Here is a 17,615-nt window from a genome sequence, read left to right as displayed (position 1 = left end):
CCGCCACGAGATCAGATAGTCGTGGCAGGCGATCGCGACGCATGAAGGGTCCATGCGCGCGCATACGGGTGAAACATCGCCAACAGCACGGCGCCGAACAGCAGCAATGGATTGGTACTGACCGCCCCGCACATGAGGAACAGCACCGACATCGCCGCCGCGCCGGCAACCCCCCACGCGGTTGCGATGCCGAGCAGGATCGACAGCCCTGCCGCCAGTTCGAGCCAGGGCACGACCAGGTTGACCGCGACGACGTGCGGAAGCGCGACGTGTCCGATCGCGCCGGCCAGCGCGAGCCGCACGGCTTCGGGCGCCACTGTGGATCGCGAGACGGCAGCGCTCAGGAAGGGCCCCGCGTCGAAGTGCCCGACGATCTTCGTCGAGCCGGCCCAGATCCAGAACGCGCCGAGGACGAGCCGCAGCGCGAGCGCGACGGCGGCCTTCATCGCGCCACCTGCGGATGCAGGCGATGCAGTTGCCTGAAGCCGATCATGGTCACGCCCAGCAGGCACGCGAACATGACGGCAATCGCCGCATTCGTCTCGATGGGCAGCGCGCTGACGACGCCCGACACGATCGAGCCGAGCGCGAGCATCAGGCACCCCTGCAGGCTCGCGGCGGCGCCCGCGCGGCCCGGGAACAGGGCCATCGAGCGCGCCATCGCGTTGGAGAAGATGAAGCCCTGCGCAAACGCGATCAGCATGATCCCGCCGAGTGCGGTCACCAGGATCAGCTCGCCGCCGCTCGACGCCACGCACGCCACCCCGAGCGCAAAGATCGCGATGCCGCCGCGCATCAGCTGCTCGCCGCTGTAGCGCCGGATCAGGCTCCGGTTCAGCGTCGTGCCGCCGAGGTAGCACAGCCCGACGCCGAGCGCGGTCGAGCCGAAGTACGACGCGGAATGCCCGAGGCGGAACTGCACGATGTACGGCCCGATCACGTTCCACATCAGGAACGCCGAGAAGCTCATCCCGAGCATCGCGACAGCCGACTGGAAGTGCGAATCGGACAGGATCTCGCGATAGCCCGCGATGGTTTGCCGCGGCGTGCGCCGCAACTCCGGCCGCAGCGTCTCGCGCAGGCCCACGAACGCGAACGACAGCACGACGAGCCCGTAGCCGCAGTACACGACGAAGTTCCAGCGCCAGCCGGCCCACTCCTGCACGTGTCCGCCGATGTACGGCGCGATCACCGGGCCGAGCCCGAACGCCAGGCTGAGGTAGACGATCGCGACGCGGAAGCGGTCGCCCTTCAGCCGGTCGACCAGCACGGCGCGCGCGACGACCTGGCATGAGCCGATCGCGAAGCCCTGGATCGCGCGTCCCGCCATCAGCACCTCGAACGACGGCGCGACGACCGCGAGCGCGCTGCCGGCGATGAACAGCGCAAGGCCGAAGAGTACCGACGGGCGCCGGCCCCACCAGTCGGCCAGCATGCCGAACGCGAGCTGGCCGATCGCATAGAACACGAGCGTAATCGTGATCGTGTTCTGCATCATGCTCGGCATGACGTTGAGTTCTCGACCGATGGCCGGAATGCTCGGCGCATACAGGTCGATCGCGATCCCGCCGACGCTGTTGATCAGCGGCGCCAGGAACACGAGGAAGTTTTCGTATCTATTTGAGTCGGACATGGGGACGTTCCTGAAATGACATGACAGGCCGACGCGCATGCGTGCGGCCCATCGGGATCAGTGACCGTTTGCGGTGCATTCGACCTGCCTCAGCGGCATGCGGGCCGACGGCGGATCATCGAGCGGGCTCCACATCGGCAAATCGTTGCGCCTGGCCATGTCGTCGATCTTCACCATGATGACGCGCGGCGAGTTGTCGTAGTACGTACCCCAGTCGACATGTCGGTCACGTACCCGGCTCACGCACGCGGGGCCGAGATCGTCATAGGCGATTTGCAACGACTGCACGATGTGACGCACCCGCTCCGTCGCCGTCATCAGCACGTACCGGTAGTGATGCTGAGCCAGCGTGCGGAACACGTTCGCGATCAGGTAGCGCCCCGCGCCCTTCGCGCCGAACGACGAGAACTGCCCGAGTTCGACCAGCTCCGCACGCGACAGCCCGTAAAGGCTCGTCAGCGATTCGTCGAGGTAGTGCTCGGAGAACAGCGGGGCGCTGTCGCCCCAGCTGAGCCCCAGGCACGCGTAGCCGGGCAACGTCATCTTGCGGTCGGTCAGGCACCAGAACTGGTCCGGGCGAGGCTCCGGACGCGCGCCGTGCGCCTGGTAGTAGTGCTGCGAGACCGCGAGCTGCATCTCGCGATAAGCGTCCTGGCCCGGATGAAAGCTTCGTACGATGTGCACGTTCGGCTCCCGGTCAATAAAGCGACGCCGCGTGATCGCGCTCGATCAGCTGACGGCGCGGCCGCCCGGTGACCGTGTAGTAATCCTTGCGGAAACGCTCGATGTCCGTCACGACCCGGACGCGCCGCACGCGCGCGAAATCCGCGAGCCGCGGTTCGAGCCGCGCCATCTCGTCGCGTACCGCCGCTTCGTCGTGCGCGGACAGCACGATCGCCGCCGGCTCTTCGCGCCCTTCGCCGAACACCACGATGTCGTCGATCAGCGCGCTTTCCTTGTAGACCGTCTCCACCCACTCCGGCGAGATGTTGCGCGCCGTCGACAGGATGATCACGTGCTTCTTGCGGCCCGTGATGTACAGGAAACCATCGACGATCTCGGCGATGTCACCGGTATGCAGGTAGCCGTCGGTCAGCTCGCACGACGTATCGTCCGAGTTGTAATAGCCCGCGCAGAGCGTCGGCGTGCGCACGCGCAGCTCGCCATCGACGATCACCGGCACGATCCCGTCGAGCAGCGTCCCGGCCGAGCCGATGCGGCGCTGCCCCGGGTAGTTCAGCGAGATGATCGAACTGTTCTCGCTGAGCCCGTACGCTTCGTAAACCTGCACGCCGCGCTTGTCCAGCGATTCGAGCACGGTGGCCGGAATCTTCGCGCCGCCCGTGATGATGTGCGGATTGCGGCGGCCGAACAGTTGCGTCGTACCGGTCGACTCCAGCAACGCATCGGCCTCCTCGAGCAGCTTCGGCGGCAGGTACAGGAAGTTCGGATCGACGCGGGCGATCAGGTCCAGGTAGTCGCGCGCATTGCCGCTGCGTGCGCCGTACTCCGCGTAGTTCGCGGGCATCAGCGTCAGCGAGCCGCCGGACAGCACCGGCAGGAACACGCCGAGCACCTGTTCGATCAGCAGGCTCATCGGCACGATCGACAGGTAGTCGAGCGGCCCGGCCGGCACGCGCTTCAGCACGTTCGTCACGAGCAGGCCGACCGCCTCGTCGCGGATCTTCACGCCCTTCGGCTTCGACGTCGTACCGGACGTATGGATGATCCCGCAGATGCCCGGCTCGATTCGCTCGCCGGTGGGTGCGCCCGCCGCGGGCCAACCTTCGCGCTCGCTCGCGGCGTCGATGCACGAGATGCCCGGCAGGATCGAACCGATGCGTGCGGCGGTTTTCGCATCCTGCGCGAAGATCGCGGTTGCCTTGTGCAGCAGGCTGCCGATCTGCTCGTCGGAAAACTCGATCGGCACCGGCAGAAGCACCGCCTTCACGCGGAAAATCGCGAGCATCGTCGCCACCCACGTGTAGCTGGAGCGCGCGGCAATACCGAACACGAGGCCGCTGCAATCGCCGTACACCTCCTCCAGCTTGCCGGCGATCCGCGCGACGTCCGCGCGCAGTTCGTCCAGCGAGTATTCACGGCCGTCCATCTCCCGCACGACAATGCGGTTCGGCGCTTCGGCGAAATGACGTTCGATGAGTGCGCTGATCATGCGATTGCTCCCTTGCGATAGCTTTGCGCACCGAAGATGCGGCGCCCCGTGTCCGCGAGACGGCGGCGGCCGTGCATCACGCGGCTGTTGTCGATCACGACGATGTCGCCCTTGTTCCAGAACAGGTCGTACGTATAACGGGCGGTCACGTCCTTGATTTCGTCCCACACCTCGAAATCGATGTCGGACCCGTCGGCCCACGTGATCAGCGGCGGCTCGTAGTTCACGCTCGGCCCGAGGAGCGAATTGCAGAACGCGCGACGGCCGGAGAAGCAGCTGGTGGTAATCGCGTCGGTCACACGCTCCGACGACACGAGAAACGGGTCGAGACGGCGATAGTGCTGGCCTCGAACGCGCTGGTTGACGACCTCGAGATGCGAGTCGTTCACTTCGTGCGCCGGCAACTGCAGCTCGACGCTCAGGAAGCGTTGTACATTCGGCCAGGGAATGCGGCGCGAATACTTGATCTGGCGCTGCTCGAACAGGCGACGCACGGCCGGCGTCAGTTCGTGCAGCACGCGCTGCCCGTCACAGATCGTCGTCTCGGATCCGACGCGAGCCGGCTCGAGGCAGTAGAACCATTGCAGGTCGGGCGTGAACGGCAGGTTGCCGTTCTCACGGTGCAGGCCCATTTCGAGCTCGCCGGCATCGATTTCGGCGGTGTTTTCCGTCGAGGTCTTGCGCGCCGGATCGAACGTGACGCGCGCCGAATGCTGGCTGACGAAGCGGTTGAAATCGTCGAGCGTATCCGCGAAATTGCGATAGATCACGACACCCGAATGGGCGAGCTGGTCGTACAACTGGGCGGTATCGACGAGGTCGATCGCCTTTTGACCGGGCTCGAGACTTTCGATCAACTCGAAGCCGAAACGCGGCAACGGTTTGTGCTGAACCTGCGCAGTGACTACGTCAACTACATCCATCATGGCTGCCTCTCAGTGTGGTTAGTCTTGTGTTCGAAGCACGGCTTCGTCGAACACTGACCAATCTACCGACACGGCCGGGCGCACCGTTTTAAAAATTAAATGGTGGATGTAAATTTTGTTTAGGGTCCTGCAAGGAAGCCGGGGTTTGCTTCCTCACCGGCAATAAACCGGACGGCGGCGATCGCCGGCCGGCACCGGCAGGTCGACGCTACGCGCGCGGCAATTCCCCCGGCTCGAGCGCATTGGCGCTCGCGAGATCCTTGAACAGGGTGCGCATGGTGCGGATGTCGGGGTTCTTTTCCATCGGCGTCGACCAGATCACGTCCAGCGTGAAGGTCGGGAAGCCGAGCGGCACTTCGCAGATCTGCACGGCCGGCGGAATCGACAGGTACTGGATCAGGCGCCGCGGCAACGTCAGGGCAACCGGCAGCCGCGCGACGATGTTCAGGCAGGCCTGATACGTGTTGGCGCGCGCGACGATACTGCGCGAGCGGCCCAGCTTTTCGAGCCAGCCGTCGATCATGTTGCGCTCGGATACCCACGGCGTCGGGAACACGTGGTCCATGTCGCAGAATTCGTCGAGCGAGACGCGCGTCGACGGCGCGAGCTTGCGCGACGCGGTCAGACACACGAAGGTGTCGGAAAGGACCGATTCCCATTGCAGGTCGGGATGCAGCCGATGGTAGCCGGGACCGAAGCCGATCGCGAAGTCGATTTCGCCGGCCAGCAGCCGTTCCACCGGCAGATCGCGGCCGAGGCGGTCGACGATCAGCGAGGTTTCCCGGCCACGCTTCATGAACGACTCGAGCACACCCGGCAGCAACAGCAGCTCGAAGTACTCCGGCGCACAGACGCGCATCACGCGGCGTGTCGTGGCGACCACCTGGTCGTCATCCATGTCGGCGCAGTGGTTCACCGCATCGATCACGTTTCGCAGATAAGGCTCGATAGCCTCGGCCTTGGCCGTCGCGACGAGGCTGCCGTGATCGACATCGAAGAGCACGTCGTGGAAGCAATTGCGCAACCGCTTCAGGCAATAGCTGACGGTGGGCTGGCTGATGCTCATGACCTCGGCGGTGCGGCGTGCGCTCTTGTGTTCGTACAGACACAGAAACACCATCACGTCTTGCAGGTCGAGTTGGCGCAATACGTTACTGTTGAGCACGATCTACCTCGTTGTTGTTGTCATTGGACTTCTTCCCGGTTCCCCTCGACGCCCGGGTCATACCGCGGCGATCATCGATCGCCCTTTCCCGCCACCTAACCGGCGTCGTCCTGCGGGAGTGCCTCACCCGGCAACGCGAGCAGCGCCTGCTTCAAGAGTGCCGCAAGCATCGTACGGCCATCGGCATCGAGCCCTCCGAGCAGCAGATTCTGCGTATCCACGTGCACGCGCACGGCCCGATCGATCAGCTCGAGGCCGGCTGGCGTCAACCGCACGGCCAGGCCCCGGCCGTCCTGTGGATTCGGCACACGCTCGACGAGGCCGGCCTGCTCCAGGCGCATCAACCGGTTCGTGATCGCGCCGGACGTGATCATGAGCGAGCGGTAAAGCTGCGTCGGCGACAGCTCGTAAGGCTTGCCGGCACGTCGAAGCGTCGCCAGCACGTCGAATTCGCCTTCCTTGAATCCAAACGGCGAAAGCGCCTCCGTACGCGCTTTCTCGCAGTGCTTGGAAAGCCGCGCGAGCCGGCCGAAGATCTCCATCGACGCGACGTCGAGCTCGGGGCGTTCGTCGCGCCATTGAGCCACCACACGGTCGACATGATCCTCCTTGGCCGACGCAATCATGAATGTCCTCGCATTTGAAGGGGTTCTCGGTGAGCGCTTGTCATCAATATATCTCAATATTAAGATAATCGCGAGAGCGCATGTTGGGCGCGACTACGGAGCAGACCCATGACAAAACTATCATTCGGAGACCACGATCTCTACTACGCTGATGTCGGCAGCGGTACGCCTGTCTTGTTGATTCACGATATGGGCAGCTGCGGGCGCGCGTGGGCGCGCCAGATGTCGTTCCTGCGTCAGGCCGGTTTTCGCGTGATCGTGCCGGACCTTCCCGGTCACGGCGCGTCGTCCTATCCGGATCGCATGCTCGATGTTCAGGCATTCGCCAGCGGCCTGGAATGTCTGCTGGATCACCTCGGGCTGGAAAGCGCGAACCTGGTCGGCCTGTCACTCGGTGGCGCCATTGCGCTATCGATGGCGATCGACGCGCCGTCGCGGGTCGGCAAGCTCGTCATCTGCAACGGATTCTCGAACCTGGCTGCCGACGATGTCGTGCGCCGGTTCGAGCTTTGGAAGGCAGCGTTCCAGCGCGGTGACGGCGCGACGCGCTGGTTCGAGGAAATGTGGCCGTCATTGGTGAGCGCCGACTACGCTCAAACGGAAGATGGGGAGATCGCGTACCAGATCGGCCATGCCCATGCGGCAGGCGCCGATTCAGCCTTCCTCGCTCGCCTTTGCGACGGGATCTCGAACTTCGACGTGCGCAGAAGACTGAATCTCGTTCGCAGCGAGACGCTGGTTCTGCAAAGCGACGACGATGGCATTCACCCGGCGATCGAAGGCCAGCGGCTTGCCGCCATGATCCCGGGTGCGCGATTCAGTGCACTCCCGGGAAGCGGGCATCATCCGAATCTCGACAGCGCCAGGACATTCAACTGGGCGCTGTTGCGCTTTCTGTCGGACCACAACGAACTGGATGCAGCGCAAGTTGCCCCCCATTGAGACGATTGCCGGGGCGCGTCACGCCCACGAAAGCGAACGCAGGCCTTATGACCGCCGGCCCGCGTTCGCCCGCCCGTCGCGCGCTTATACGCGCCGCAACGGCCGGAACCCGGCACGCACTTCACGCGCAAACAGCTCCGGCTCCTCCCATGCCGCGAAGTGCCCGCCCTTGTCGACTTCGTTGAAGTAGATCAGATTGTGATAGCTGCGCTCGGCCCAGCTGCGCGGCGCCTGGTAGATCTCGCCCGGAAACACCGTGATCGCGGCCGGCAGCGAGATGTCCACCGCGTTGAAGTTGTTCGAGTGATCTTCCCAGTAGATCTGCGCGGCAGACGTCGCGGTGTTCGTCAGCCAGTACAACGAAATGTCGTCGAGAATCTCGTCGCGCGGAATCGAGCGTTCGGGCACGCCGCCGCTGTATGTCCACTGCGAGATCTTGTCGTACATCCACGCGGCCTGCCCGGAAGGCGAATCGGCAAGCCCGTAGCCGACCGTCTGCGGGCGCGTGACCATCATCGCCGAGTAGCCGCAGTTGTCGCGATAGAACGTCGCGAGCTTCTCGTACGCGGCCTTCTCCTTCGGCGACAGCGAAGCCGGCGCGGGCGCATCGGTCGCGAGCAGCGTCGCGATATCCGGCGGCACCGTCGCCGGCATGTTCACGTGAATCCCGACGAGGCCCTGCACGCGCTGCATCGCCATCCGGTGCGAGATCACGGAGCCGCAATCGCCGCCCTGCGACACGAAGCGCGTATAGCCGAGCCGCGCCATCAGTTCGCCCCATGCGCGCGCGATGTGGTCGGAGCCCCAGCCCGTCTTCGTCGGCCGGCCCGAGAAGCCGAAGCCCGGCAGCGACGGCACGACCACGTGGAATGCATCGTCCGCGCTCGCGCCGTGCGCGGTCGGGTCCGTCAGCGGGCCGATCGCCTTCAGCAGCTCGAAGACGGAGCCGGGCCAGCCGTGCGTCATGATCATCGGCATCGCGTTCTCGTGCCGCGAGCGCACGTGAATGAAATGAATGTCGAGCCCGTCGATCTCGGTGATGAACATCGGGAAACCGTTCAGGCGCGCCTCGCCCTTGCGCCAGTCGTAGTCGGTGCCCCAGTAGCGCAGCAGCGCCTGCATGCGCGCGAGCCGCACGCCCTGCGATTCATCGGCGACGGTCTCGCGGCCCGGCCAGCGTGTCGCGGCAATGCGGCGGCGCAGGTCGGCCACGGCGTCATCGGGAATGTGCGCGGTGAACGGGCGTATGCCGCTCGCGCCGGTCGCCGCATGCAGCGCGGTGGGCAGCATCGCCGAGACCCCTGCGGCCACGGAAGTGGCCAGCAGGTGGCGGCGCATCGGGGAAAACGGTGTGGAAGACATCGTTCGGCATCCTTTCGTGTAGTGGAAAGTGAAGATGCCGCGCGCGGAATCGCGCCCACGCTTTCGATCCGGCGCGCCCTCGTCACGCGGCGTCGCCCATTTGAAAGGTCTGATGTATCCCGGATTTGTCTGATTTGTACGCGTTTGTAGCGGCTGCACCGCGAGCGGCCGGCCCGCGCCGCCGCTCGCTTGCCGACGCGATGCTCAGAGCGCCTTGACGATCGCGCCGTCGACGCGAATGTTCTGCCCGGTGATGTACCCCGCGCCGTCCGACAGCAGGAACGCGACCGTCTTCGCGATCTCGCCGGTCTTGCCGAAACGGCCGGCCGGAATGCGTGCGACGATCTCCGGCGTTTCCGGCCAGCTGTCGATGAAGCCCGGCAGCACCGCGTTCATCCGGATGTTCTCAGCCGCATAGCGTTCCGCGTACAGCCGCGTCCACGCGCTCAGCGCCGCGCGCAGCGCCGACGAAACGGGCATCGGCTGCTCGGGCGCATCCGCCGCGAAACTCGAGATGTTGACCACCGCGCCGCCGCCCTGCTTCTGGAAGATCGGCGTCACGCGGCGCATCACGCGCACCACGTTCAGCAGGATCAGGTCGAGCCCCGCGTGCCAGTTGTCGTCGGTGATCGCCAGCAGTTCGCCCTTCGGCGGGTGCCCGGTGTTGTTCACGACCGCGTCGATCCGGCCGTAGCGCGCGACCGTTTCCTGCACGAGCCGGTCGATGTCGGCCTCTTCCGTCACCGAGCCCTGGATGCCGAACCCGCCCAGTTCCTCGCCGAGCGCCACCGCGCTGCCCGACGGCGACATCAGCGCGACGCGGTAGCCCGTCGCCGCCAGTTCGCGCGCGATCGCCGCGCCCATGCCCTTGCCCGCCGCCGTGATCAACGCTACTTTTTCTACAGTCACGATGTGCTCCTCGTTCGAATCCTGCCGCCGCGCTGCCGCCGTTCGGCGCGCCATGGTGGTAATGTAGGCGCATCCATCCCGACTGTCGAACCAGTATTTCTGCCTTCAGCCGATAGTTTTTCTACAGCCTGACGATGCCGCCTCGCCCCTCCCGCCTGCCGCCGCTGAATGCGCTTCGCGCGTTCGAAGTGTCCGCGCGGCACCTCAATTTCCGCGCCGCCGCCGACGAGATCGGCGTCACGCAGGGCGCCGTCGCGCAGCAGGTGCGCCACCTCGAGGACGTGCTCGGCCTGAAACTGTTCGAACGCCTGCCGCGCGGCCTCGCGCTGACGCACGACGGCGCCGCGTATTTCTCCGACGTGCAGCGCGCGCTGCATGCGATCGCCGACGCGACCGACAAGCTCGTGAAGCGGCGCGCCGCGCTGACGATCAGCACGACGCCGTCGTTCGCGTCGAAATGGCTGATCCCGCGGCTCGCGCAGTTCACCGATGCGCATCCCGACTACGACGTGCGCGTGATCGCCGACCCGCAGATCGCGACGTTCCGCCACGACGGCGTCGATCTCGCGATCCGCTACGGCAAGCCGCCGTTCGGCAAGCATCTCGCCACGCATGCGCTGTTTCCGCTCGACGTGTGCGCCGTATGCAGCCCTGCGCTGCTGGCCGCGCCCGCGTCGCCGCGCGCGCTCGCGGGCCACGTGCTGCTGCACGACGCACACGACCTGTGGCCCGAGTTCCTCGCCGCGATGCCCGAACCTGTCGACATCGATCCGCACAAGGGGTTGCGCTTCAACCAGACGTCGCTCGCGATCGATGCGGCCGTCGCCGGCCAGGGCATCGCGCTCGCGACCGATCCGCTGGTCGAGCGCGACATCGCCGCGGGCCGGCTGTGCAAACCGTTCGATTTCGCGTTTCCGCTGTCGGTGGGGTTCTATCTCGTGTATCCGGCCGAGCGGCGCGACGACGACGCGATCGTCGTGATGCGCGAATGGATGGCCACGCAGGCCGTGTCGGACGGGCGCCCTTGAGCGGGCTTCGGCAGCGTCAGGGTGCGACCCAGCGGCCTTCGTAGCCGCCTTCATGCAGGTCGAACACCGCGCGGCGATGGCCGGCGCGCGCGAGTTCGAGCCAGTCGAGACGCGTCACGCTCACGTGAAGCAGGCAGAAGTTGTCATAGCCGTCATCGGTCGATGCGGCGCTGCCGACGTGCGCGGCTTCCGGCGACGCGACCGGCGTACCCGGCGGCAACGGTGCGCGATACAGCAGCAGCGTATGCGGCCGGCTCGATTGCCAGATGGCGCGCCGTTGCGCTTCGTCGTCGCAGATCGATGCCGCACCTTCCACGCGAATCTGCACGAGCGCATCGAGATCGCTGGCGACGAGCGCGATGCGCGGATCGCGGCGCAGCTCCGCGACCTTCTCCGAACGCGCATCGGTATGAAACGACAGCACGCGATCGGCGCGGCTCACCTGGCGCAACACGATCGTGCGCACCTTCGGCGCGCCGTCGATGCCGAGCGTCGCGGCCTGCAGCATCGTGAACGGCGAGCGTTGTGCGCTCACGCCGGATTCGAGGCAGGACCACAGGCGCCCGTAGGTTTGCGCGAGTGATTCGGAAATGAAGTCAGGCATGACGAAGCGGCGATCGTGCAGGTTGCGATCGCGCCAGCTTAACCGTTTGCCGCGGCGACGGCACGCATGCGACGCGCCGGCCGTCGCCGCGCGGCTCAGTTGTAGCCGAGTACGACCGGTGCCGCGTCGCCGAAGTCGGCCGCCGGCTCCGCGCCGAAACGGCCGAGCACGTCGGCCACATACTGCGGCCCCGCGCTGATCTGCGACGACCGGTGCGCAACCGGCCGGCTATCGCCCGCGCCCGGCGCTGCGCGCATCGTTACCGTGTCGTTGACGGTGATAGTCATGTGGGTGTCTCCTCACGCGGCCAGCGCCGCACCATACGCGCGCACGAGGCGCGCCACGCCTTCCCGGATCGCGTCGACGTCCGGCGCGGCGAACGACAGGCGCAGCGAAGCCGCGTCGACGTTGTCCGCGAAGAACGCCTTGCCCGGCACGAACACGATCTTGTTCGCGATCGCCTGTTGCAGCAGCACGTCCGACGACACCGCGCCGATCCGCGCCCACACGAACATCCCGCCTTCGGGACGATGGAATTCGATCGCATCGCCCAGGCCGGCGCGCAACGCGTCGCACATCGCATCGCATTTGCGCCGGTACGCGGCCGTGATGCGCGGCAGATGGCGTTCGAGCGCACCGTCGGCCAGATACTCGGCAGCGGTCGCCTGGGTCCACGGCGTGCTGCACAGATCGACCGTCTGCTTCGCGATCACGCAACGCCGTACGATCTCGGCCGGCGCGATCGTCCAGCCCACGCGCAACCCGGGCGCGACGATCTTCGACAGGCTCGCGAAATGCACGATCCAGTCGCGCGCGCCGTCCACTTCATCGGCGAGCGCGAGCATCGACGGCACGGCTTCGCCCGCGAAACGCAGGTCGCCGTACGGATCGTCCTCGATGATCAGGAAACGGTATTGCACTGCCAGACGCAGCAGCTTCAGCCGGCGTTCGCGCGTGAGCGTCGCGCCCGTCGGGTTCGCGAAGGTCGGGACCGTGTAGAGCAGCTTCGGTTGCGCGATCGCGCCGGATGCAAGCTGTTCGCCGAGACGACCGACGTCGAGGCCCGCGCCGTCGACCGGAATCGTCACGATGCGCGCCTGCTGCAAGCGCATCGCCTGCAGCGTCGCAGGATAGGCCGGTTGTTCGGTCAGCACGACGTCGCCGGGCGACACCATCACGCGCAGCAGCAGGTCGAGACCCTGCTGCGAGCCGGTCGTGACGAGCAGTTCGGCCGGCGTGCACTCGACGCCGCGGCGCCCCATCAACGCGATCAGTTGCTGCTTGAGTTCGGCGAGGCCGTCGGTCGGGCCGTATTGCAGGCAGCGCACGGGCTGCGCGTACGCGCGCTCGGCTGCGGCGTTCAGGCCGTCGACGTCGAACAGGTCGCTGGCCGGATAACCGCCCGCGAACGAAATCATGCCCGGTTCGGACAGGTACTTGAACAGTTCGCGGATCGGCGAGCCGGCGGGATTCTGGAATGAGGGAGTGAACGCGTACATGTCGTCGTGAGCGGGTGGGCGCGGACAGCCGGGATAGCCGCCGAGTGCCGGCCGCCAAGGCGCTTCTGGCGCCGCGGCGGTGAAATCGAGCCACGATTGTCGATAGTCATTAAGGCCGCGGCAAACGATATCTATGCACTAGGTCTTGCGGTTTGGTCATTACATCGCGGTGGGGCGGGTGTTTGGGGGCGCGGGTTTCGGCTGGTTTGTCGAACGGGCGTTTGATTCGGGGGATTGTTTCGCCGGATGGGGTCACGGCGATCGCTAAGGCTTTCTTGGCTTGGGCGGCTCAGCGAGAATCCTGCATCGTTGGTGGCGCCGCATCAACGCGACGACCACCCGGGCAGCGGGACCGTTCTCAGCGAAGCCAAATCGGAATTCTCGCCGCGATCCAATCGAGCGTGGTGGGCGGCAGCGAGATCGACCTTTCACTGCCGTCCTCATCCGATGCATCGAAATAAATCAACTCGTTCCTACGGATGATGATCGATTCTTCCCCCGGCCGGCCATCCCCAAAAACGAAAAATAGTCGAGTGGCAAGCGTCGAGCCATATGCATCTCTGACGACGATTTTTATCTGCTCATTCTGATCCACAAAAAAACCGTTGCCGGGGGCACCACGTCCGCAGATGTTGATGATGTAGGTTGTGCCGTCGACCTGTTTGACACCACCATTCATCTTGACGTTGTAGTTGAAGCGCTGACAATCGGTACCGTCAATCATGATTCCACGAAAGCCGACCAAGTAGACGAATGCCAAAAAAACGAGTGTGACGATGACCAGACCTGCGCGCTTCGCGCGGCTGAAACGGTTGAAATTTCTGACATGCCGAGCCAGGTAGAACCCGAAGACGATCGCCGGGATGGCGAAGATCGCCAGCTTTGTATGCATGAGCGCGAAAATCGTGATCTCGTTATGCACGTCAACCGGTACGAACGTCCACCCGATATCGACAACCAGGTAAATGGCGATCACGGACAAGACTACTTTTAGGATAGTCATGGCGGCTTTCATTGCTCGGCCGGAATGGTTCTGCATACGGTGTCAATTTTCAGGATGATCGGCTTGTCCAGCTTGATGAGTTCTGGCTTGCTGTAGACCATGAAGTCGCCGCCACGATTATGCACCGACCTCCAGTCCCGGTACGTCTTGTTATGCACCGGCCAGTAGACATCCTTCACTCGAAATTTCCGAAGGCGACTGGTTCGTTTGTCGATCGGCTTATCGACCTCTTCTCCCTCAGGGAGATAACGCCCCTTCTCAAGGGGCGAGTTCCCAACGTTCAAGTTGCTGCTCTCGAAAAAATCGTTGATGACCGCGGCGTACGACAGCACCATTCCGTTCTTGTTCCAGTGGCCGAGATACTGGCTCTTGGAAGACGAGTCATCGTTGAACGAGTAGCTGTCCTTGATGTAGACATAGATGTGAGTCATCTGTGCAACCGGTTCGAGGCAGAATATTGTGTTCTTGCCTTCGTACTTGTAGTAGCGCTCACCGGTAACGGTCGCTCTCCCGACAGCAGCATAGAAATTGAAGTTTCCCAGAGCGCCGGTTAGATCGGTCAAAGCCGTGCCGTCGAGCGTCGCAAAGGATGATACCGGCTGGAACTGAAATCTCCAGTCGATATGAAACTGAAGCAGATTCGTCAGAAACGGGGCAGTGTCGATCACGACACCCGCCGCGTTCATCTTTCCGGCAGCAAAAAACCTCTCGATCACGGGTACCAGCGCATTCTTGACTGCCTCAGCAGCTTTCTCCGTGTAGATCGCTTGCCGGACGAGGTGATTGAAACGCTGCCGTGCTCCGCGAAATCTCAACGCCCATTCCAGAGTGACTGTCGTGTCGTCGATCGGCTGCGGTGAGTTGAGCTTGTTGTTGTAGACATGCTTGGGGCTCGCGAGCCACTTTCGCGCCAACTTGGCCGAAATTGGCCAGCCCTCCTTGTCCATCGCGTCGGGGATGTCCTGCAGATCGAACTCGGGCAGCTTGTCGGCTTGCTCGGCGTCTTGAGGCTTGTCGCTCGATTGTGGCTTGTTGGGCGGCTTGGCCCGTGCTGGAGCAGGAGCTCGCGGCCTCTGCGCTGCGACTGGATCGGCTACCTTGGGCGGAGGTGGCGGTGGCTGCTCATTTGGCGCGAGCCTGGCGAACGAGATCTTTTGCTGCGTGTCGATGGGAACGCACCCGACGACGCCCGAGTAGCATTTCCAATGCTTTCCGGAATATAGAAGCCGCGGCTCCATCTGGTAGTACGGAACTTTTTTTACAACTGGCATGGGTAGATAGCACTTCTGAATGAATCGGCGCAAAAATAATCGATACCCGCGCAAGTCCGCAATATTAATGAAAACAACTGTTAAATCAGTCCGAGCCCGAGAAAATCGTGAAGATTGGGACAATTCTCAACGACGAAATTGATACGAAATGCTTTGTCTCATGTCGCTCCAACATCGCGCTCCGATATCTTTTTGCCATTTTTACACTGACGGCAATCGGATTCTTTCGCTATCTCGATGGCATGAGAAATCTTCATCGGATGGTCGAGCTGAATTCGTTTGCCATACGAACCTCAGGATGCGCCGCGCTCCAGCCGCGGGCACGCAGCAGCTCGCCGGCCTTCTCCTTGCCCCGCCGCTGAGACTTGAATCGATGCACCCAGTCCGACCGATGTCTCTCCGCATCAAAGATTTCTGCTCCGGAGCCACGCATGGAGAACCTCGATGTGCTGCGCTTTGCATTCCAGCGGCAACCAGTGTCCGGCCGGCATCGTTGCCACGGTCAGGTCTGCGCATGCCGCACGCATGGGATCGCCCTGGCGATTTCCGGTGATGCTGCAAATCTGATCGAATTCGCCGTTGACGAACAGCACCGGCTGCGAGAGACGGCCGCCATCCGGCGCGTGGCGCGCGTACGCGATGTTGGCCTCGTCGTTCAGATACCACGCACAGGCGGGACGGAAGCCATGCGTATTGAACGACGCTACCAGCGCTTCAAAGTCCGCCGGCGGCCACAGGGCCGGATCAGGGCGAGTCGGCGGCGCACGATGCGCGGCACCGAAACGCCCTCCATTGCGGGTGACGAGGGCATTCGGCGACACCTTGCCGATACCACCGGGGTTCCCCGATCGAAAAATTGACGCCAGCGATGCCGTCCGGTCCGCATCCAGGTCCGCGACCGCCGCTTCGAAATGCGTCATGTAGTAACGGTAGTAATCCCACTGACCATCGGGATACGCGTCGGCGGGATAAATCGCCCGGTCGACCAGTGGAACGACCGTGCTCAGCGCGTGCCCATCGGGTTGATAGGCCAGCGAAGTCAGCACCACACCACGGCTACGCTCGGGTTCATGCGCGGACAATTCTGCGGCCACGACACTTCCCCAGTCGTGCCCGACCCAGATCGCAGGCGCGCCGCCGAGGTGGTCGTGCAGCTCGTTCATGTCCGTCACGACGGCCTCGATGGTGTAGGCGTCGGTGGCTTCGGGCGCAAAGGAACCACCGTAGCCGCGCAAGTCCGGCGCAACGCAGCGCCAGCCGTCAGCGGCGAAGGCTTCCATTTGGGCGCGCCACATCAAACTGATGCTCGGCCAGCCGTGCAGAAAGAACATCAGCGGTCCCTCGGCCGGCCCACTCTCGAGATAGTGCGTCGACCGACCAGTCATGTTGAACGTGCGTGATACCAGCGGGTGTCGAGATGTTTCCGTCATGATTCAGGACTCCAGTCGATTTCAGCGGTCTGCTGAAGGTGAAAAGCCAGCCGTTCGCCGGGCTACTTGCGATCGATCATCAGCGCCACCCCCACCAACGCGATGCCGCCGGAAATCAGCTTCACGAACGTCAACGGCTCGTGCAGCACAAGTGCGGAGAGACATAGCGCGATCACCGGCGCGGCATAGTTGAAGGTGTTGGCGAGCGTCGTCGAGACCTGAGCGTTGAGCGTCAGGAACACGGCGTAGCCGATCAGCGTGCTCGCCACGACGAGGAACGCGAGCGCGGCCCACGCCGCTGGCGGTACGCGCGCAAGGTGCGTCGTGGCAGCGATTCCCGACACGGCGACGATCGCGCCGAGCAGCGCGCCGGCCGATATCAGTTGTATCGCGAGGCTGATCACGGGATCGCGAGGCAACGCCAGCCGCGGCGCAAGCAACGATCCGACTGCCCAGGCCGCAGTCGCGGTAAGCGCAAGCACCGCGCCCATCGGCCGGAAGCCGCCGCCGGCAGCCGACGTACAGCCCATCAGCGCGAGACCGGCAAAGCCGACGGCGACCCCGGCGATCTGACGGCCGGCCAGCGGCTGGTGAAACACGGCCCATGCGAACACCGCCAGAAAGAGCGGCGAAGACGAACCGAATACCGCGGCCACCCCTGCCGGCAAAAAATGCGTCCCCCAGATCGCGAGTGCCTGACTGGCCACCAGCATGGTGACGCCAATCAACGCCGCCCCACCCGACTCGCGGACCGACGCAGGCGACCGGCGCCAGCGCGCCAGCGCGAAAGGCAGAACGACCAGCGCCGCGAGCGAGAAGCGCAATGTCGCCACCATCAGCGGATGCCACGCGTTCCCGGCCACCTTGAAAGCCAGGAAATTGGCCCCGTTGTAGAACCATTGGTAGCCGACGGCGAGCGCGACCCACCCGCGATGCGCGCTCCACCGGGTAGGGGCCGTGGTTGTCGCAGTCACTTTGCGCCCTCCTGTCTCACGAATCCGCCGGTCGTGGCCGCCTTGCCGCCCGGGCACCGGCTCATGAAAT

Annotated in this window: 19 protein-coding genes; 3 read left to right on the top strand and 16 right to left on the bottom strand. The window is 64.3% G+C overall.

Features of this window, described 5'->3' with window-relative positions; translation table 11 throughout:
* Window positions 1-11: 11 nt before the first annotated feature.
* The 7 genes from LXE91_RS27895 to LXE91_RS27865 all read right to left on the bottom strand — a co-directional run bounded on the left by LXE91_RS27895 (window position 12) and on the right by LXE91_RS27865 (window position 6,523).
* Complete coding sequence (locus LXE91_RS27895; RefSeq protein ID WP_039354319.1) at window positions 12-446, bottom strand: DoxX family membrane protein; 435 nt, start codon at window positions 444-446, stop codon at window positions 12-14.
* The gene (locus LXE91_RS27890; protein WP_039354317.1) at window positions 443-1,633 is read right to left on the bottom strand and encodes a multidrug effflux MFS transporter; all 1,191 of its coding nucleotides are present in this window, start codon (window positions 1,631-1,633) and stop codon (window positions 443-445) included. The genes LXE91_RS27895 and LXE91_RS27890 overlap by 4 nt, the downstream gene beginning before the upstream one ends.
* A gap of 57 nt (window positions 1,634-1,690) precedes the next feature.
* Complete coding sequence (locus tag LXE91_RS27885) at window positions 1,691-2,317, bottom strand: thermostable hemolysin (protein WP_039354314.1); 627 nt, start codon at window positions 2,315-2,317, stop codon at window positions 1,691-1,693.
* Between the two features lie 13 nt (window positions 2,318-2,330).
* Entirely contained in the window at window positions 2,331-3,806 is a 1,476-nt protein-coding gene (locus tag LXE91_RS27880; RefSeq protein ID WP_039354312.1) for an AMP-binding protein, read from the bottom strand.
* On the bottom strand, window positions 3,803-4,732 hold the full coding sequence (locus LXE91_RS27875; RefSeq protein WP_039354310.1) for a TauD/TfdA family dioxygenase: 930 nt from the start codon (window positions 4,730-4,732) through the stop codon (window positions 3,803-3,805). Before LXE91_RS27875 ends, LXE91_RS27880 begins: the two co-directional genes overlap by 4 nt.
* A gap of 208 nt (window positions 4,733-4,940) precedes the next feature.
* Window positions 4,941-5,897: a LysR family transcriptional regulator gene (locus LXE91_RS27870; protein ID WP_039354309.1), complete on the bottom strand. Its 957-nt coding sequence runs from the start codon at window positions 5,895-5,897 to the stop codon at window positions 4,941-4,943.
* 95 nt (window positions 5,898-5,992) lie between these two features.
* The gene (locus LXE91_RS27865) at window positions 5,993-6,523 is read right to left on the bottom strand and encodes a MarR family winged helix-turn-helix transcriptional regulator (RefSeq protein ID WP_039354307.1); all 531 of its coding nucleotides are present in this window, start codon (window positions 6,521-6,523) and stop codon (window positions 5,993-5,995) included.
* 108 nt (window positions 6,524-6,631) lie between these two features.
* Here LXE91_RS27865 and LXE91_RS27860 point away from each other — a divergent pair, with 108 nt between their 5' ends.
* On the top strand, window positions 6,632-7,465 hold the full coding sequence (locus LXE91_RS27860; RefSeq protein ID WP_039354305.1) for an alpha/beta fold hydrolase: 834 nt from the start codon (window positions 6,632-6,634) through the stop codon (window positions 7,463-7,465).
* Between the two features lie 84 nt (window positions 7,466-7,549).
* On the opposite strand, the gene LXE91_RS27855 is transcribed toward LXE91_RS27860, so the two are convergent.
* Both LXE91_RS27855 and LXE91_RS27850 read right to left on the bottom strand, forming a co-directional pair.
* Complete coding sequence (locus LXE91_RS27855) at window positions 7,550-8,827, bottom strand: epoxide hydrolase family protein (protein ID WP_039354302.1); 1,278 nt, start codon at window positions 8,825-8,827, stop codon at window positions 7,550-7,552.
* A 204-nt stretch (window positions 8,828-9,031) separates the two neighbouring features.
* On the bottom strand, window positions 9,032-9,736 hold the full coding sequence (locus tag LXE91_RS27850; RefSeq protein ID WP_039354670.1) for an SDR family oxidoreductase: 705 nt from the start codon (window positions 9,734-9,736) through the stop codon (window positions 9,032-9,034).
* Between the two features lie 134 nt (window positions 9,737-9,870).
* Here LXE91_RS27850 and gcvA point away from each other — a divergent pair, with 134 nt between their 5' ends.
* Window positions 9,871-10,764, top strand: coding sequence for a transcriptional regulator GcvA (gcvA, locus tag LXE91_RS27845; protein ID WP_039354300.1), 894 nt, complete (start codon window positions 9,871-9,873; stop codon window positions 10,762-10,764).
* Window positions 10,765-10,780: 16 nt separating this feature from the next.
* Here the strand turns inward: gcvA and LXE91_RS27840 are convergent, their stop codons facing one another.
* The 5 genes from LXE91_RS27840 to LXE91_RS27820 all read right to left on the bottom strand — a co-directional run bounded on the left by LXE91_RS27840 (window position 10,781) and on the right by LXE91_RS27820 (window position 15,141).
* Entirely contained in the window at window positions 10,781-11,368 is a 588-nt protein-coding gene (locus LXE91_RS27840; RefSeq protein ID WP_039354298.1) for a pyridoxamine 5'-phosphate oxidase family protein, read from the bottom strand.
* A 95-nt stretch (window positions 11,369-11,463) separates the two neighbouring features.
* Window positions 11,464-11,655, bottom strand: coding sequence for a hypothetical protein (locus LXE91_RS27835; protein ID WP_039354296.1), 192 nt, complete (start codon window positions 11,653-11,655; stop codon window positions 11,464-11,466).
* 12 nt (window positions 11,656-11,667) lie between these two features.
* The gene (locus LXE91_RS27830; RefSeq protein WP_039354294.1) at window positions 11,668-12,867 is read right to left on the bottom strand and encodes an aminotransferase-like domain-containing protein; all 1,200 of its coding nucleotides are present in this window, start codon (window positions 12,865-12,867) and stop codon (window positions 11,668-11,670) included.
* A gap of 358 nt (window positions 12,868-13,225) precedes the next feature.
* Window positions 13,226-13,870: a hypothetical protein gene (locus LXE91_RS27825; RefSeq protein ID WP_234037657.1), complete on the bottom strand. Its 645-nt coding sequence runs from the start codon at window positions 13,868-13,870 to the stop codon at window positions 13,226-13,228.
* Window positions 13,871-13,878: 8 nt separating this feature from the next.
* Window positions 13,879-15,141, bottom strand: a complete 1,263-nt coding sequence (locus tag LXE91_RS27820) for a DUF6402 family protein (RefSeq protein WP_039354290.1) — start codon at window positions 15,139-15,141, stop codon at window positions 13,879-13,881.
* Window positions 15,142-15,248: 107 nt separating this feature from the next.
* Between LXE91_RS27820 and LXE91_RS27815 the strand changes: the two genes are divergently transcribed.
* Window positions 15,249-15,503: a hypothetical protein gene (locus LXE91_RS27815; RefSeq protein ID WP_141716929.1), complete on the top strand. Its 255-nt coding sequence runs from the start codon at window positions 15,249-15,251 to the stop codon at window positions 15,501-15,503.
* A 42-nt stretch (window positions 15,504-15,545) separates the two neighbouring features.
* On the opposite strand, the gene LXE91_RS27810 is transcribed toward LXE91_RS27815, so the two are convergent.
* Together LXE91_RS27810 and LXE91_RS27805 are read right to left on the bottom strand one after the other, a co-directional pair.
* The gene (locus tag LXE91_RS27810) at window positions 15,546-16,571 is read right to left on the bottom strand and encodes an alpha/beta hydrolase (protein WP_039354288.1); all 1,026 of its coding nucleotides are present in this window, start codon (window positions 16,569-16,571) and stop codon (window positions 15,546-15,548) included.
* A gap of 62 nt (window positions 16,572-16,633) precedes the next feature.
* Entirely contained in the window at window positions 16,634-17,545 is a 912-nt protein-coding gene (locus LXE91_RS27805; RefSeq protein WP_039354286.1) for a DMT family transporter, read from the bottom strand.
* Between the last annotated feature and the right edge of the window lie 70 nt (window positions 17,546-17,615).

The organism is Burkholderia contaminans (assembly GCF_029633825.1).
GTDB classification, from domain to species: Bacteria; Pseudomonadota; Gammaproteobacteria; order Burkholderiales; family Burkholderiaceae; genus Burkholderia; species Burkholderia contaminans.
Note: the sequence above shows the minus strand (reverse complement) of the source record. Positions and strands in the feature narration are given on the sequence as shown.

What these genes read in the sequence shown, in the direction of transcription:
- gcvA (WP_039354300.1), top strand. Translation starts at nt 9,871, where the DNA reads ATGCCGCCTCGCCCCTCCCGCCTGCCGCCGCTGAATGCGCTTCGCGCG.
- LXE91_RS27825 (WP_234037657.1), bottom strand. Translation starts at nt 13,870, where the DNA reads ATGACTATCCTAAAAGTAGTCTTGTCCGTGATCGCCATTTACCTGGTT.
- LXE91_RS27880 (WP_039354312.1), bottom strand. Translation starts at nt 3,806, where the DNA reads ATGATCAGCGCACTCATCGAACGTCATTTCGCCGAAGCGCCGAACCGC.
- LXE91_RS27895 (WP_039354319.1), bottom strand. Translation starts at nt 446, where the DNA reads ATGAAGGCCGCCGTCGCGCTCGCGCTGCGGCTCGTCCTCGGCGCGTTC.
- LXE91_RS27810 (WP_039354288.1), bottom strand. Translation starts at nt 16,571, where the DNA reads ATGACGGAAACATCTCGACACCCGCTGGTATCACGCACGTTCAACATG.
- LXE91_RS27865 (WP_039354307.1), bottom strand. Translation starts at nt 6,523, where the DNA reads ATGATTGCGTCGGCCAAGGAGGATCATGTCGACCGTGTGGTGGCTCAA.
- LXE91_RS27835 (WP_039354296.1), bottom strand. Translation starts at nt 11,655, where the DNA reads ATGACTATCACCGTCAACGACACGGTAACGATGCGCGCAGCGCCGGGC.
- LXE91_RS27830 (WP_039354294.1), bottom strand. Translation starts at nt 12,867, where the DNA reads ATGTACGCGTTCACTCCCTCATTCCAGAATCCCGCCGGCTCGCCGATC.
- LXE91_RS27890 (WP_039354317.1), bottom strand. Translation starts at nt 1,633, where the DNA reads ATGTCCGACTCAAATAGATACGAAAACTTCCTCGTGTTCCTGGCGCCG.
- LXE91_RS27840 (WP_039354298.1), bottom strand. Translation starts at nt 11,368, where the DNA reads ATGCCTGACTTCATTTCCGAATCACTCGCGCAAACCTACGGGCGCCTG.
- LXE91_RS27820 (WP_039354290.1), bottom strand. Translation starts at nt 15,141, where the DNA reads ATGCCAGTTGTAAAAAAAGTTCCGTACTACCAGATGGAGCCGCGGCTT.
- LXE91_RS27875 (WP_039354310.1), bottom strand. Translation starts at nt 4,732, where the DNA reads ATGATGGATGTAGTTGACGTAGTCACTGCGCAGGTTCAGCACAAACCG.
- LXE91_RS27855 (WP_039354302.1), bottom strand. Translation starts at nt 8,827, where the DNA reads ATGTCTTCCACACCGTTTTCCCCGATGCGCCGCCACCTGCTGGCCACT.
- LXE91_RS27860 (WP_039354305.1), top strand. Translation starts at nt 6,632, where the DNA reads ATGACAAAACTATCATTCGGAGACCACGATCTCTACTACGCTGATGTC.